Origin of the sequence: Citrobacter sp. LUTT5, from assembly GCF_009905315.1 — a bacterium.
Lineage (GTDB): Bacteria > Pseudomonadota > Gammaproteobacteria > Enterobacterales > Enterobacteriaceae > Citrobacter > Citrobacter freundii.
This window is the reverse complement of the sequence record NZ_CP047606.1, coordinates 1,325,503-1,340,844: the sequence shown is the minus strand read 5'-3', so window position 1 is coordinate 1,340,844 and position 15,342 is coordinate 1,325,503. Positions and strand designations below refer to the sequence as shown.

Annotated in this window: 13 protein-coding genes; 7 read left to right on the top strand and 6 right to left on the bottom strand. The window is 54.7% G+C overall.

The features are described from left to right. Window positions 1–57: 57 nt before the first annotated feature. Entirely contained in the window at window positions 58–3,324 is a 3,267-nt protein-coding gene (locus tag GUC46_RS06325) for a DUF5107 domain-containing protein (RefSeq protein ID WP_160179934.1), read from the bottom strand. 114 nt (window positions 3,325–3,438) lie between these two features. Here GUC46_RS06325 and GUC46_RS06320 point away from each other — a divergent pair, with 114 nt between their 5' ends. Beyond that, window positions 3,439–4,632: an ROK family transcriptional regulator gene (locus GUC46_RS06320; RefSeq protein ID WP_003037640.1), complete on the top strand. Its 1,194-nt coding sequence runs from the start codon at window positions 3,439–3,441 to the stop codon at window positions 4,630–4,632. A gap of 3 nt (window positions 4,633–4,635) precedes the next feature. Here the strand turns inward: GUC46_RS06320 and hcaR are convergent, their stop codons facing one another. Continuing rightward, complete coding sequence (gene hcaR, locus GUC46_RS06315; protein WP_032949800.1) at window positions 4,636–5,529, bottom strand: DNA-binding transcriptional regulator HcaR; 894 nt, start codon at window positions 5,527–5,529, stop codon at window positions 4,636–4,638. Window positions 5,530–5,664: 135 nt separating this feature from the next. Here hcaR and hcaE point away from each other — a divergent pair, with 135 nt between their 5' ends. The 5 genes from hcaE to hcaD are packed head-to-tail and all read left to right on the top strand — an operon-like array spanning window position 5,665 to window position 9,882. Further along, entirely contained in the window at window positions 5,665–7,026 is a 1,362-nt protein-coding gene (gene hcaE, locus GUC46_RS06310) for a 3-phenylpropionate/cinnamic acid dioxygenase subunit alpha (RefSeq protein ID WP_003037637.1), read from the top strand. Then, the gene (gene hcaF / locus GUC46_RS06305; protein WP_016150770.1) at window positions 7,023–7,541 is read left to right on the top strand and encodes a 3-phenylpropionate/cinnamic acid dioxygenase subunit beta; all 519 of its coding nucleotides are present in this window, start codon (window positions 7,023–7,025) and stop codon (window positions 7,539–7,541) included. Before hcaE ends, hcaF begins: the two co-directional genes overlap by 4 nt. Next, the gene (hcaC, locus tag GUC46_RS06300; RefSeq protein WP_003847084.1) at window positions 7,541–7,861 is read left to right on the top strand and encodes a 3-phenylpropionate/cinnamic acid dioxygenase ferredoxin subunit; all 321 of its coding nucleotides are present in this window, start codon (window positions 7,541–7,543) and stop codon (window positions 7,859–7,861) included. The genes hcaF and hcaC overlap by 1 nt, the downstream gene beginning before the upstream one ends. Beyond that, complete coding sequence (hcaB, locus tag GUC46_RS06295; protein WP_003037631.1) at window positions 7,858–8,670, top strand: 3-phenylpropionate-dihydrodiol/cinnamic acid-dihydrodiol dehydrogenase; 813 nt, start codon at window positions 7,858–7,860, stop codon at window positions 8,668–8,670. Before hcaC ends, hcaB begins: the two co-directional genes overlap by 4 nt. A gap of 9 nt (window positions 8,671–8,679) precedes the next feature. Next, window positions 8,680–9,882, top strand: a complete 1,203-nt coding sequence (gene hcaD / locus GUC46_RS06290; RefSeq protein WP_160179932.1) for a phenylpropionate dioxygenase ferredoxin reductase subunit — start codon at window positions 8,680–8,682, stop codon at window positions 9,880–9,882. Window positions 9,883–9,974: 92 nt separating this feature from the next. Here hcaD and glyA read toward each other — a convergent pair whose 3' ends face one another. After that, window positions 9,975–11,228 (bottom strand): serine hydroxymethyltransferase, encoded by a 1,254-nt coding sequence (gene glyA, locus GUC46_RS06285; RefSeq protein WP_003037627.1) that lies wholly within the window; start codon window positions 11,226–11,228, stop codon window positions 9,975–9,977. Between the two features lie 326 nt (window positions 11,229–11,554). Between glyA and hmpA the strand changes: the two genes are divergently transcribed. After that, window positions 11,555–12,745 carry an NO-inducible flavohemoprotein gene (gene hmpA, locus GUC46_RS06280; RefSeq protein WP_016150774.1) on the top strand — a complete coding sequence of 397 codons (1,191 nt, stop codon included), beginning with the start codon at window positions 11,555–11,557 and terminating at the stop codon, window positions 12,743–12,745. 101 nt (window positions 12,746–12,846) lie between these two features. Here the strand turns inward: hmpA and glnB are convergent, their stop codons facing one another. From glnB to qseG, 3 genes are read right to left on the bottom strand one after another with little or no spacing between them, the layout of a single operon-like run. Then, window positions 12,847–13,185, bottom strand: coding sequence for a nitrogen regulatory protein P-II (glnB, locus tag GUC46_RS06275; RefSeq protein ID WP_002914032.1), 339 nt, complete (start codon window positions 13,183–13,185; stop codon window positions 12,847–12,849). A 60-nt stretch (window positions 13,186–13,245) separates the two neighbouring features. Then, window positions 13,246–14,580, bottom strand: coding sequence for a two-component system response regulator GlrR (glrR, locus tag GUC46_RS06270; RefSeq protein WP_304502307.1), 1,335 nt, complete (start codon window positions 14,578–14,580; stop codon window positions 13,246–13,248). After that, window positions 14,580–15,323, bottom strand: coding sequence for a two-component system QseEF-associated lipoprotein QseG (gene qseG, locus GUC46_RS06265; protein ID WP_003037617.1), 744 nt, complete (start codon window positions 15,321–15,323; stop codon window positions 14,580–14,582). Before qseG ends, glrR begins: the two co-directional genes overlap by 1 nt. Window positions 15,324–15,342: the final 19 nt, after the last annotated feature.

Genomic DNA, 15,342 nt, shown 5'->3' with positions numbered 1-15,342 from the left:
GGGAAACGCAGGGTACAGTAGGTTTCGGGTGAGGTTATCCCCCACCCGTTTCGGGTGTTACTGGAAAAGCCTTACGTTAATGGCGTGACGCAGCAGTAATGCCTTGTCATGTGCCGGATTGAGTTGCAGGAGTTCATCAAGTTCACGCTGACAGGCGGCGCTATTTCCTAGCCCCAGATGCCCGAGCGCATTGATAAACAGGCAGTGTTGCTGGTGTTTTGCTTGTGCTGAGGTATCCAGCACCACCAGGTCGGGTAGCGATACGGCAAAGAAATCGACATCCGGCACGTTGTCGTGATGCGACTCAACCCATTGCAGGAAGCTATTGAACAGAGCGTCCGCCTCTGCATCATCGCCAAGTTTTCTCTGCGCCATACCCTGCCAGAAGAGATAGTCCACTGGCTGGTCGTTATAGTAACGTCCGGCATCCAGTGAGCTTCCGCCGCGCGTCGCACGGGAGAAGTAGCGCTGAGATTCTTCGAAATGGCCTTGCAGCTGCGCGCAATACCCCAGCAAATACCAGATGTCGTTATCCGTTTGCCCTGGCAAACGGCCTTCCCCGAGGTTTTGCGGATAGTGCAGCGCCTGTTGCAGTTGCGTAATAGCAGTTTGCGGGTCGCCGGACTGCACGGCAGCCAGCGCACGATGTAATTGATTAAGCAGATATTGCCCGGTGGCTTTACCTTCACCGCCTTCCCACGGATGGAACACCCGCTCACGTAATACTGCGGCGGCATCGTCATAGCGCCCCAACCCATTCCACAAGCTGAGCAGTTCCACCGTCAGATCATCACGCAGGAAGACAATCTCTTTACTGGCTTCCAGCCGCTGCAGGCGCTGTTCAGCCGGTTGTGCCATCAGCTTGTTGAGATAGTCGAGTTCAAACAGGAAGCGGGCATTTTGCGGCTCCAGCGCCACGGCTTGCGACAGATACTGTTTCGCCTGCTGCGCATCGTGCAGTTTGTTCCAGGCGTAAATCCCCAGTAAACGATGCGCCGGAGCGAAATCCGCTTCCTGCGCAAGCGTGAACTGCCAGCAGGAAACCGCCTCGGCATAACGCCGTTTGCTGTACCAGAAACAGCCGAGTAAATAGCGGGCAAAAGCGCTTTGCTCAAGAGTTTGCAGCATCTGCACTTCATCCAGCGTATTGGGGAAACGCACGCGGTTTTGCAGACACTCACGAGCACGTTCAATGAAGGGTTGTGGATTATCGCTCAGCGAGGCGCGCCACAGCATCGGCAGCGTTTCCTGGCTGTCGAGCAGTTCCAGCACGCCACGGGCAGCATCCTTTTGCCCCAAAGAGGTCAGCCAGCCTGCCAGTTCACACGCGTTGGTCCCGCGACGCCCGGTAATCGAGATCAGCGCAAGCGCTGTCGCTTCGTCCTGGCAGATTGCCCAGCGTGCATAATGCAGGGTATAGCTCAGCGGATAATCCACCAGCTGTTGGCGAATGTAGTCCAGCGCTTGCGCATTGCGATCAAGCTTTGCCAGCGCCAGCGCTTTCAGCCCCATCGCCAGGTTATTACTACCGTTAAAGCGCAGGCTCTGCTCCACCTTTTCCAATGCGCCAGCGTAGTCCTGACGCTTCATCGCCAGACGCGCTAACGACCAGAAAGCCGCATCCCGGCAGTTGCCGCTCCAGCTGGCCTTATAATAATTATCCCACGCGCTGTCATCATCGCCCTGACGTTCCTGTGCGGCGGCCAGCAGCATACTCGCCTCGCCATCACGCGGATTTTTATTGAGCTTATGCGCCCGCTCCAGCGCCTTGCCGGCACATTGTGCCGCCAGCGCCCAGTCCGCGCGGTTTAGCGCCAGCGTCCCCAGGGCCACATTATTGCGGTAGTCCAGCGGATCAACGTCCAGCGCGCGGCGATAATAATCTTCGGCATAGCGGCTGGCATGGTTGTACTGCTCCAGATGCTGACCAATAAAATAGAGTTCATCGGTATTAGAAAGCGCTTCTGGCAGCGCTGGCGCGACGGCCGCCGATGGCAGTGGTAACTCTTGCGCGATGTGCTCTTCGTACTGCAAAAGCGTAGTGCCATCGGCGCCAGTGACAGTCATCGTTACCCGCGCATGGTTATCGTCAGACACATCAGCCAGCCAGCTTTGTCCGGGCTCCAGGGTCAGCGTATGCTCATAGAACGGTTGTCCATCGGCAGAAAGCGTAATCTGCACGTCGTGCAGCGGCGCAATGGCATAAACGCCCACAGAAAGCTGGTTACTCTCACGTACCAGACGAAGCGCCAACTGCGTACTGGCGTTTTGCACCATGCCCAGTTCGCTGTAGGGCAGGAAGTTTTGTACGAAGACTTTCTCTTCGTACGGCGCAAGCCAGGTAAAATCCGGCTGGTTGTCAGTAAAGACCCCGGTCATCAGTTCAATATAAGGACCGTTGTCATCGGTAAGGTTACGATCCCAGGCAACGCCAAAGTCGCCATAGCCCCAGGTCCACTGTTTTTTCCCTGGCGAAACGTGGTGGTCAGCCACATGTAGCAGCCCGCCTCGCTCACCGTGATGCCATGCGCCAACAAAATCATAATCTGATTTTTCAGCCATGTAGGAGGTCGGTACCGGCACGTTGTTGTAGCGCGAGATATCCACGCCAGCCGAGTAGTCCACTTTATAGTATGTGCCGGTGGCGATAGGAAACGCAGAAACATCACGCTTACCGTGGTCAAATACTGCGGTCACATCCGGCGGAAACACGCTCTGGTGATCGTCGCCGCCCTTCACCGCTGGATTCGCCCACCATAAAAAATGGCGCGGCGTAGCGTTACCGTTAAACACCTTCCCGGTTATCTCGATCAGGGCGCGATCCGGATACAGCGTAAATCCGGTCATCACCTGTAAACCGCGCATAGGTTCTATCTCACCCATCCATACGGTATATTCGCCATGCTCACCCTGCTGCTGCGTAAAATCGACTGGCATAAAAGTGGTTGGGCGATGATGCTGCGGCCAGTTAAATTCAATGCCACCAGAGATCCACGGCCCAAGCAAACCAACCAGAGCGGGCTTCACCACTTCGTTGTAGTAGACAAAATCGCGCTGCTGTACTTTGTCATACGCACGATGAATACGCCCACCTAACTCCGGCAACAGCATGACGCGAATGAAGTCATTCTCCATCCACACCGCCTGATAGTCGCGCATTTCACGTTTGCCGGTCAGCGTATCAATCACGCCATACGGATACACCGCGCCAGAAGATCCCTGGTAAACCCGCTTTTCCAGAAACATTGGGTTGGCATCTTCTTCACCCGCCGTCCACGTTGGGAGGGTTATCGTTTCTTGCCAGACTTTAACTGAACCGTACATGCCGCTCTCCACTCAATAAGCAAAAGTAAAAATTCAACTTGATGCTATTCTGCGGCAGTTAAGTGGCGCTAAAATGCGCAATGCTCACGCAATATAGTTAAGGGAGTTAAGTGAATGCAGCGTTCGGGGTTCAACAACGCCAGGGTTCGTCAGGCGAATAAGCAGATCTTTTTGTCGCACCTGTGGCGGGAAAAGCAGCTCAGCAAGTCACAGCTGGCGCAGCTCACCAGCCTGTCGATCCCGGCGGTCAGCAATATCCTCGAAGAGCTAATGGATGAGGGGAGGATCAGTCATTCGCGAAAAACCTTAAGCCAGCGCGGTTTGAGCAGCGGCAGCTATCATTTGCCAGAAAAAGGCGCATGGACGCTATGTATCAACGTCACCCCTACCAGTATCACCAGCCAACTGGCGGACGCACGGCTGGTTGCCATCGGCGACTGGCGTCATGAAGTCATTAAGCCGGAAACCCCCAAAGCGCTGCTGTCAGCCCTGGCTGCACACTGGCGGGAATACCGTCGACAATTTCCCGAGGTCACGATTAATCTGGCGCTCGGCGTTCACGGCCAGGTTGATCCGATCACCGGCGCATCAAAAACCATGCCCCAGGCCCCGTGGAAAACACCGGTGGAAATAAAATATCTGCTGGAAGAGATGCTTGGCGTACAGGTCCGCCTGGACAATGACTGTGTGATGCTGGCGCTGGCCGAAAAATGGCAAAACCCAGCGGCTAACGGTGATTTTTGCGTGATTAACGTTGATTACGGTATCGGCTCATCGTTTGTGATTAACGACAATATCTGGCGCGGTAGTCTGTATGGCAGCGGCCAGATTGGACACACCATCGTTCATCCCGATGGAATTGCCTGTGACTGCGGTCGCTATGGCTGTCTGGAAACGGTGGCATCATTGAGCGCGTTGAAAAAACAGGCCCGCGTGTGGATGAAATCGCAGCCGACGTCCCTTTACGATCCGGAAACGCTCACCACCGACCAGCTTATTACTGCCTGGCAGAACGGTGATGTTCGTATTCAGGCCTGGGCCGAGCATGCCGCCAGCGCCATTGGGCTTAGTTTATATAACTTTCTGAATATACTGAATATTAATCAGATATGGTTGTACGGTCGTAGCTGTGCTTTTGGCGATAGCTGGCTCAATACCTTGGTGCAGCAAACTGGGTTTAACCCGTTTGATCACGGTGATAACCCGCGCGCCAGAGCGACTCAGATAAGCTTCGGCCAGCTCAATCGTGCCCAGCAACTCATGGGAATTGGCTATCTGTATGTCGAGTCACAGCTCAGCGAGTTGTAACCATTACACCGTCAGACTCACGGCCAAACGTTCATGTACCGTGGCGATAAAATCGGTCAGTGCCGGTTTGAGCGATCCTTTTTTCCACGCCATCAGCAACGCGATGGTTGGGACATCACCAATAATTGGCCGAAAAACCACCTGTCCGGTATTAAAATTATTCATATAACCGGGTATCAAAGTCACCCCCAACCCCATGCCGACCAGGTTCATGGTCACCAGAATGTTGGTTGCCACTTGCACAATGTTAGGCTGGCTTTTTTGCTGCTGAAACCAGTTTTTGACAATCATCGCTAACGCGCCGGAATAGGCCGGATCGGTGCTGACAAAATTCACGCCGTGTAGTTGTTCTGCGGAGATTGCCTGCTCATCAGCTAACGGATGATTCACCGGTAACACAACTACCAACGGCTCATGAATCAGCTCCAGATAATCGAGATCCGGGCTGTACACCGGGTGGCGCATTAAGCCAACGTCCAGCTCTCCGCTGAGGATCTTCTCTTCCTGCTCGGTGGTGATCAGACTCACCAGTTCAATGTGCGTATCCGGTTGTTTTAAACGAAACAAAGGCAGCACCTTCGGTAACAGATTGACCTCTGCGGAAGGGACAAAGCCAATGGAGAAATGATTATCTTCCTGCACCGTTCTACGGGCACGAACTTTGGCGTTTTCCGCCTGTTCGAGGATCGCCAGCGCATCCTGTAAAAAGCACTCACCGGCCGCCGTCAGCGCAACTTTTCGTTTATCCCGCACCAGCAACGAAACGCCCACGCAGGTTTCAAGATCGCGGATCTGGCTGCTTAATGACGGCTGAGAGGTATGCAGCTTTTCTGCCGCTCGGGTGAAATTCAGCGCCTGCGCCACTGCTACGAAATAGCGTAAGTGCCTCAGTTCCATGCCCTGCTCCTTGTTATCGAAAAAATGTCTCAACTGGTAGAAATTTACTATTTCACAGATTGATAACTAACCAGCAACATCCTTAGGGTACAAAAAAAGAAGGTCAATACATCTTAGCTTTCAGGATTAAAAAATATGACCACACCCTCAAATTTAGACATCTACCAACTGATCGACACGCAAAACGGTCGCGTAACCCCACGAATTTATACCGACCCTGAAATTTACCAACTGGAGCTGGAACGCATCTTCGGACGCTGCTGGCTATTTCTCGCCCACGAAAGCCAAATCCCTAAACCCGGTGATTTTTTTAACACCTACATGGGCGAGGATGCGGTGGTGGTGGTTCGCCAGAAAGACGGCAGCATCAAAGCGTTTCTCAACCAGTGTCGCCACCGTGCGATGCGCGTCAGCTACGCCGACTGCGGCAATACCCGCGCCTTTACCTGCCCGTATCACGGCTGGTCGTACGGTATTAACGGCGAGTTGATCGACGTCCCGCTGGAGCCGCGCGCTTATCCGCAAGGTTTATGCAAATCGCACTGGGGGCTGAACGAAGTGCCTGGCGTAGAGAGCTACAAGGGACTGATTTTCGGTAACTGGGATACCTCCGCGCCTGCGCTTGGCGATTATCTCGGCGACATCGCCTGGTATCTCGACGGCGTACTCGATCGTCGTGAAGGCGGCACCGAAATCGTCGGTGGCGTACAAAAGTGGACCATCGATTGTAACTGGAAATTCCCCGCCGAACAGTTTGCCAGCGACCAGTATCACGCGCTGTTCAGCCATGCCTCTGCGGTGCAGGTGCTGGGAGCGAAAGACGACGGTAGCGATAAGCGCCTCGGCGATGGTCAGACCGCCCGCCCGGTGTGGGAAACCGCCAAAGACGCGCTACAGTTCGGTCAGGATGGGCACGGCAGCGGATTTTTCTTTACTGAGAATCCCGATGCCAACGTCTGGGTCGACGGTGAGGTCTCCAGCTACTACCGCGACACCTACGCGGAAGCCGAGCAGCGTCTGGGTAAAGTTCGCGCCCTGCGTCTGGCCGGTCACAACAACATTTTCCCCACGCTTTCCTGGCTCAACGGTACCGCCACGCTGCGCGTCTGGCACCCGCGTGGGCCGGATCAGGTTGAGGTGTGGGCGTTCTGTATTACCGATAAAGCCGCCTCTGATGAAGTGAAAGCCGCGTTTGAAAACAGCGCCACGCGGGCTTTTGGCCCCGCCGGGTTCCTGGAGCAGGACGACTCGGAAAACTGGTGTGAAATTCAAAAACTGCTGAAAGGTCATCGCGCACGCAACACGAAATTGTGTCTGGAAATGGGGCTTGGCCAGGAGAAACGCCGTGAAGACGGCATTCCGGGGATCACCAACTACATCTTTTCGGAAACCGCCGCGCGTGGCATGTACCAACGCTGGGCCGATTTGCTCAGCAGCGAAAGCTGGCAGGAAGTGCACAAGAAAACCGCCGCCTACCAGCAGGAGGTGATGAAATGAGCGCTTTAGTTTCTCTTGAACTGCATCATCGCATCAGCCAGTTTCTGTATGAAGAAGCGCGTATGCTCGACGACTGGCAGTTTCGCGACTGGCTGGCGCAGCTGGATGACGACATTCGCTACACCATGCGTACCACGGTGAACGCCCAGACGCGCGACCGTCGCAAAGGCGTGCAGCCGCCGACCACCTGGATTTTCAACGACAACAAAGACCAGCTTGAGCGCCGCATCGCGCGGCTGGAAACCGGCATGGCCTGGGCGGAAGAGCCGCCGTCGCGTACCCGTCATCTGATTAGCAACTTACAAATCAGCGAAACCGACGTGCCCGACGTGTTCGCGGTGCGCCTCAACTATCTGCTGTATCGCGCGCAAAAAGAGCGCGATGAAACCTTTTACGTCGGCACGCGCGTGGACAAAGTCCGTCGTTTGCCCGGCGATGAGTGGCGCTTACTGGCGCGTGAGATCGTGCTGGATCAAGCGGTGATCACCTCCCATAACCTGAGTGTACTGTTCTGATGAGCCGTGTATTTGCCTGCCCTGTAGGGGATTTGCCGGAGGGTGAAGCGCTCCGGCTTGATACCTCGCCCGTCATCGCGCTGTTCAACGTTGGCGGCGAGTTCTATGCCATTAACGATCGCTGTAGCCACGGTAACGCCTCGATGTCGGAAGGTTATCTGGAAGACGACGCTACGGTGGAATGCCCACTGCATGCCGCCAGCTTCTGCCTGAAAACCGGCAAGGCGTTGTGTTTACCCGCCACCGATCCGCTAACCACCTACGCAGTATATGTGGACGGTAGCGATGTGTTTGTTGATATTCCGGAGGACGCCAGATGAGCGATTTACGCGATAACGTGGTCTTTATCACTGGCGGCGGCTCCGGCCTTGGCCTGGCGCTGGTCGAGCGTTTCATCGAAGAAGGTGCGCGGGTCGCCACGCTGGAACTGTCGCCAGCTAAAGTCGCCAGTCTGCGTCAGCGCTTTGGCGAACATGTACTGGCAATCGAAGGCAACGTCACCTGCTACGCCGACTATCAGCGCGCGGTGGATCAAATCCTGATGAATTACGGTACGTTGGACTGTTTTATCGGTAATGCGGGCATATGGGATCACAACGCCTCGCTGGTCAATACGCCTGCAGACGCACTGGAGAGCGGCTTTCATGAGCTGTTTAACGTCAACGTGCTGGGTTATCTGCTGGGGGCGAAAGCCTGCGCCCCGGCACTTATCGCCAGCGAAGGCAGCATCATCTTTACCCTGTCCAATGCGTCGTGGTATCCCGGCGGCGGCGGGCCGTTGTATACCGCCTCTAAACATGCAGCTACCGGGCTGATTCGCCAGTTGGCCTACGAGCTGGCGCCAAAGGTACGTGTTAACGGTGTCGGTCCGTGCGGTATGGCGACAGATCTACGCGGCCCGCAGGCGTTGGGACAAAACGATACATCGATTATGCAGTCGCTGACACCGGAAAAAATCGCCGCTATTTTGCCGCTACAGTTCTTCCCTGAACCTGCGGATTTTACCGGCCCGTATGTGATGCTGGCGTCAAAACGCAACAACCGCACATTAAGTGGCGTAATGATCAATGCCGACGCCGGTCTGGGTATTCGCGGTATTCGTCACGTTGCCGCCGGACTGGATCTCTGAGGAGGCGTTATGAACCAAAAAACTATCGCTATCGTCGGCGGCGGTCAGGCTGCTGCTATGGCTGCCGCCGCACTGCGCCAGCAGGGATTTGACGGCGAATTACACCTGTTTTCCGATGAGCAGCATCTGCCCTATGAACGCCCACCGCTCTCCAAAGCGATGCTGCTGGACGACAATCCGCAACTTCAGCCGATACTCCCCGCTGGCTGGTGGCGGGAACACAACGTACAGCTGCATCTGGGTGTTACTGTACAGACGCTCGGCCGCCAAACGCATCAGTTGGTGCTGGCTGATGGTCAGAGTTATCCGTGGGATCGGCTACTGATTGCGACGGGCGCTGCGGCACGCCCCCTTCCGCTGTTGGATAAGCTGGGCGATCGATGCTTTACTCTGCGTCATGCCGCTGATGCCGAGCGCCTGCGCGACACTTTGTTGCCGGGTAAGTCGATTGTCATTGTCGGTGCGGGCACCATTGGTCTGGAACTGGCGGCCAGCGCGACTCAACGAGGCTGTCAGGTGACGGTGGTGGAGCTGGCACCAACGGTCATGGGCCGTAACGCGCCTGCTCCGGTGCGCGACTACCTGCTTGCCCGCCACCAGCAGGCGGGCGTGCGGGTGTTACTCAACAGCGCCATTGAACACGCCGAAGCGAGAGAGAGTCTCTCGCTCACCCTGCAAAACGGCGAGACGCTGCTGGCCGATGCGATGGTTTACGGCATCGGTATCGTGGCGAATGATGCGCTGGCCCGCGAAGCGGGGCTGGAGACGGCGAACGGCATTATCGTTGATAGCGCCTGCACCACCTCCGATCCGGACATTTTCGCCGCCGGTGACGTAGCGATAACGCGCAAGCCCGACGGTTCGTTAGTACGCATGGAAAGCTGGGAAAACGCCAATTTTCAGGCACAGATTGCCGCCGCCGCAATGCTAAATCTGCCGTTGCCGGAGAAGACACCAGACTGGTTCTGGACCGACCAATTTAATGACAACCTACAATTTGTTGGCGAAATGCAGGGAGAAAGCTGGTTCATACGCGGCAATTCAGATGCGCATAAAGCAATATGGTTTAACCTGCAGGATGGTGTGATTGTCGGCGCAGTAACGTTGAATCAGGGCCGAGAAATACGTTTATTGAGAAAATGGATTCAGGCAAAGAAAAAGCCACCAATGGCGGCTTTAGTCGATGAAACAATCTTGCTTAAGTCAATATAACTGCCGGATGGCACTTCGTTTATCCGGCCTACATGTGAGTTACCTGTAGGCCGGATAAGGTGTTTACACCGCCATCCAGCAATCAGTATGGCTTACGCGTAAACCGGGAAGCGTGCGCAGATATCCAGAACTTTACCTTTGACGCGCTCGATTACGGCTTCGTCATTGATGTTGTCCAGCACGTCACACATCCAGCCAGCCAGCTCTTTCGCTTCCGCTTCTTTGAAGCCACGGCGAGTGATTGCCGGAGAACCGATACGGATACCGGAAGTCACAAACGGGCTCTTCGGATCGTTCGGTACGCTGTTTTTGTTAACGGTGATGTTAGCGCGGCCCAGCGCGGCATCAGCTTCTTTACCGGTCAGGTTTTTATCAACCAGATCCAGCAGGAACAGGTGGTTTTCAGTACCGCCAGAAACCACTTTGTAACCACGGTTCAGGAACACTTCCACCATCGCTTTGGCGTTTTTAGCAACCTGCTGCTGGTAAACCTTGAACTCAGGCTCCATCGCTTCTTTCAGCGCCACGGCTTTCGCTGCGATCACGTGCATCAGCGGGCCGCCCTGCGCGCTTGGGAACACAGCAGAGTTCAGTTTTTTGTACAGCTCTTCGTCACCGCCTTTCGCCAGGATCAGGCCACCGCGTGGACCCGCCAGGGTTTTGTGGGTGGTGGTGGTCACAACGTGTGCGTGTGGAACCGGGTTCGGATAAACGCCTGCGGCAATCAGCCCCGCAACGTGCGCCATATCGACGAACAGGTATGCACCGATGCTGTCAGCGATTTCACGCATTTTTGCCCAGTCAACAACGCCGGAGTAAGCAGAGAAGCCACCGATGATCATCTTCGGTTTGTGCTCTTTGGCCTGCTTCGCCATGTCTTCGTAGTCAATTTTGCCGGACTCATCAATACCGTAAGGGATGATGTTGTACAGTTTGCCGGAGAAGTTAACCGGGGAGCCGTGAGTCAGGTGGCCGCCTTGTGCCAGGTTCATACCCAGAACGGTATCACCCGGTTGCAGCAGAGCGGTGTAAACAGCGAAGTTAGCCTGAGAACCAGAGTGCGGCTGTACGTTAGCGTAGTCAGCGCCAAACAGCTCTTTTGCACGATCGATAGCCAGTTGCTCAACGATATCAACGTACTCGCAACCGCCGTAGTAGCGTTTGCCCGGATAACCTTCAGCATATTTGTTGGTCAGCTGAGAACCCTGCGCCTGCATAACACGCGGGCTGGTGTAGTTTTCGGAGGCGATCAGTTCGATGTGCTCTTCCTGACGTACTTTTTCCTGCTCCATAGCCTGCCACAGTTCGGCATCATAATCGGCAATGTTCATTTCACGCTTTAACATCCGCATCTCCTGACTCAGCTAACAATAGAATTTCGGCCTAAAAAGGCAGTCCCGTTGGACGACGGCCAACAGTATAACCGAATCATTCTTCGATAACAGGTCTTGACAAAGGATTTTACGCAAACGATTACCTTCACGGCACGCAAGGCTTTGGAGAACAAAGGTCTGCTGAATTTCAACGGATTTCTTTTCAGGTTTGTGATGCAGATTTTTCACGATGTAACCTTTACAACGCAAAGTTACAAAGAACCATTTACAATGCAGGGGTATTTTTTATAAGATGCATTTGACATACATCATTAAAGTCTCAGATAAAGGAAGACCGTATGCTTGACGCACAAACCATCGCTACAGTGAAAGCCACCATTCCCCTGCTGGTTGAAACAGGTCCGAAGCTGACCGCACATTTCTATGATCGCATGTTTACGCATAACCCAGAGCTGAAAGAAATTTTCAACATGAGTAACCAGCGTAATGGCGATCAGCGCGAGGCGCTGTTTAACGCGATTGCCGCGTATGCCAGCAATATCGAAAACCTGGCGGCGCTGTTGCCAGCGGTTGAGAAAATCGCGCAAAAGCATACCAGTTTCCAGATTAAACCAGAGCAGTACAACATCGTGGGTGGTCATTTGCTGGCAACGCTGGACGAAATGTTCAGCCCAGGCCAGGAAGTTCTGGATGCGTGGGGTAAAGCGTATGGCGTACTGGCGAACGTTTTCATCAACCGTGAAGCGCAAATCTATAGCGAAAATGCCAATAAAAATGGCGGCTGGGAAGGTACCCGTCCTTTCCGCATCGTGGCAAAAACCCCACGCAGTGCACTGATCACCAGCTTTGAGTTTGAACCTGTCGATGGTGGCGCAGTAGCTGAATATCATCCGGGACAATACCTGGGCGTCTGGTTAAAGCCGGAAGGTTTCCCGCATCAGGAAATTCGTCAGTACTCACTGACCCGTAAACCTGACGGCAAAGGCTATCGTATTGCCGTTAAGCGTGAAGACGGTGGTCAGGTTTCCACCTGGCTGCACAACCACGCGAATGTTGGCGACATTGTTCACCTGGCCGCACCTGCGGGCGATTTCTTTATGGACGTCGCGACCGACACCCCGGTATCTCTGATCTCCGCAGGCGTGGGACAAACCCCAATGCTGGCGATGCTGGACACGTTGGCGAAAGCGAAGCATACGGCGCAGGTTAACTGGTTCCACGCGGCAGAAAATGGCGATGTACATGCCTTCGCTGATGAAGTAAATGAACTCGGCAAAACGCTGCCACGCTTTAGTGCGCACACGTGGTATCGTGAGCCAACCGAAGCCGATCGCGCGAAAGGTGCGTTTGATAGCGTAGGTCTGATGGATTTGAACAAGCTGGAAAGCGCAATCAGCGATCCGGCGATGCAGTTTTATCTGTGCGGTCCGGTTGGTTTCATGCAGTTCGCCGCGAAGCAGCTGGTCGGCCTGGGCGTGAAAAACGAGAACATTCATTACGAATGCTTCGGTCCGCATAAAGTCTTGTAATGTATTATGCGAGTAGGCCGGATAAGGCGCTTACGCCGCCATCCGGCAATCACTCGGCCTGATGCGCTACGCTTATCAGGCCGACAAATTAACGGCGCGGCTTAGATTGCCGCGTCGTCTTCTTCACCGGTACGAATACGAATAACGCGAGCCACGTCGAAGACAAAAATCTTACCATCGCCGATCTTGCCGGTCTGGGCAGTACGGATAATGGTGTCGACGCAGGTATCGACGATGTCGTCGGTAACCACAATTTCAATTTTTACCTTCGGCAGAAAATCCACCATATATTCCGCGCCACGGTACAGCTCGGTATGGCCTTTCTGACGGCCAAAGCCTTTCACTTCCGTTACCGTCATCCCGGTGATACCGACTTCTGCCAGCGCTTCGCGGACGTCGTCCAGCTTGAAGGGTTTAATAATCGCATCAATCTTTTTCATGCTATTCCTTGAAAAGGTCGCCTGTCTTTTAATCGAATAAAGCTAACATAATCCGCAGATTTATTCTTTGAAATCGTTTGCATCCAGCTCGTGTCGAGAAAGCAACTTATAGAATTCGGTGCGGTTGCGCCCCGCCATTCTTGCCGCGTGAGTCACATTGCCCTTGGTGATTTGCAGCAGCTTACGCAGATAGTTGAGCTCAAACTGGTTACGCGCCTCAACAAATGTCGGCAGCGCGGTGTTTTCCCCTTCCAGCGCCTGCTCCACCAGCGCGTCGCTGATCACTGGCGAAGAGGTCAACGCCACGCACTGCTCAATTACGTTTACCAACTGACGCACGTTGCCCGGCCAGCTGGCGGTCATTAACCGCTTCATGGCATCGGTTGAAAAGGCGCGTACGAACGGTTTGTGCCGTTCAGCAGACTGGCGCAGCAGATGGTTCGCCAGCAACGGAATATCTTCCGTACGCTCGGCCAGCGCAGGGATCTTCAGGCTCACCACGTTGAGGCGATAGTACAAATCCTCGCGAAATTCGCCCCGAGCCATCGCTTTGGGTAAATCGCGGTGGGTCGCAGAAACGATCCGCACATCAATGTCGATATCGCGGTTACTGCCCAACGGTCTGACTTTTCGTTCCTGCAATACGCGCAGCAGTTTCACCTGTAACGGCGCAGGCATATCGCCAATCTCATCGAGAAACAGCGTGCCGCCTTCCGCGGCCTGAAACAGCCCTTCACGATTACTCACCGCGCCGGTAAAAGCGCCACGCGCATGACCAAACAGTTCAGACTCCAGCAGTTGTTCCGGCAACGCGCCACAGTTAATGGCAATAAAGGGCTTGTGGCTGCGCGGGCTGGCGTTGTGAATAGCCTGGGCGAAAACTTCTTTCCCGGTTCCGCTTTGGCCGTTGATCAAGACACTAACATCCGATTGCGCCACCATTCGCGCCTGTTCCAGCAGACGTAGCATCAGCGGGCTGCGGGTGACTATGGACTCACGCCAACTGTCATCAGTAGCAGGCGCAGACTGTTCCAGCGCCCCGTCAATCGCGTGATATAACGCATCCTTGTCGACTGGCTTAGTGAGAAAACTGAACACCCCTTGCTGGGTCGCCGCAACGGCGTCCGGGATGGAGCCGTGAGCGGTCAGGATAATCACCGGCATGCCCGGCTGCACTTTCTGGATTTCAGTAAACAGCTGCATGCCGTCCATTTCATCCATGCGCAGATCGCTGATAACCAGATCCACTTTTTCACGGTTCAGTACCCGTAACCCTTCCTGCCCACTTTCCGCGGTCACGACGCTGTAGCCTTCGCTGGTTAGTCGCATTCCAAGTAATTTCAACAGGCCCGGATCGTCATCCACCAACAGCAGATGCGCGGGCTTACGGCTTATCATGGCGTAACCTCATCGGCAGACGGCGCTGCGCCTTCTTCGTTATCAGGCATAGTGAGTTTATCGTTCCCGTGCGGCGCATCAGGATTGTAGTTACCGGCGGGTTTGCGCGTTGAAAGCTGGCGCTCAATATCGGTCAGATTCTCCAGCTTGCGGGTCGTGAGATCGAGCTGGGACTGCAAATGCTGTTGCTGTTGACGCAGCGTATCGAGATCGCTGTCTGACGACTGCTGGAGCTTACTGTAGCGCAGGCGCTCTTCGGCAAGCTGTAACTGCAACATTTGATTACGGAACCAGGCCTGATAAAGCGGTCGAACCTGACTCGGAATTTGTGGGCTTAACGCGTCGAGACGCGTAACTGCCTCTCGCCGTTCAGGCGGGGTAATGCGGGCGTTATCAAGCAGGATCCCGCGTTTGAAAGCGCCCTGCCAGGTATCCGTGAGCTGAGCACTGGCTTCACTGCGCGCCTGTACCGGCATCATGCGATCGGCACAGTCCATCGCCCGCAGCCAGTACAACGGGTTGGTTTCTGTGGACTGGCCAGATAGCGACCAGATATCCGTACAGTCGGTTGCAAGGTAGTCCGCCAGTTGATTAGGCGGAATTTTCTCCTGCGAAGGATCGCCGATAATATGATTCACCGCGTTCGGGACGCAACCAACCAGTGCCAGGCACGGCAGGCTTGCAAGGATGACGCGATGAAGAAAATGTCGTTTAAGCATTCGGGCAACAACGTATGGCATACTCACCAGACTTAGGTTT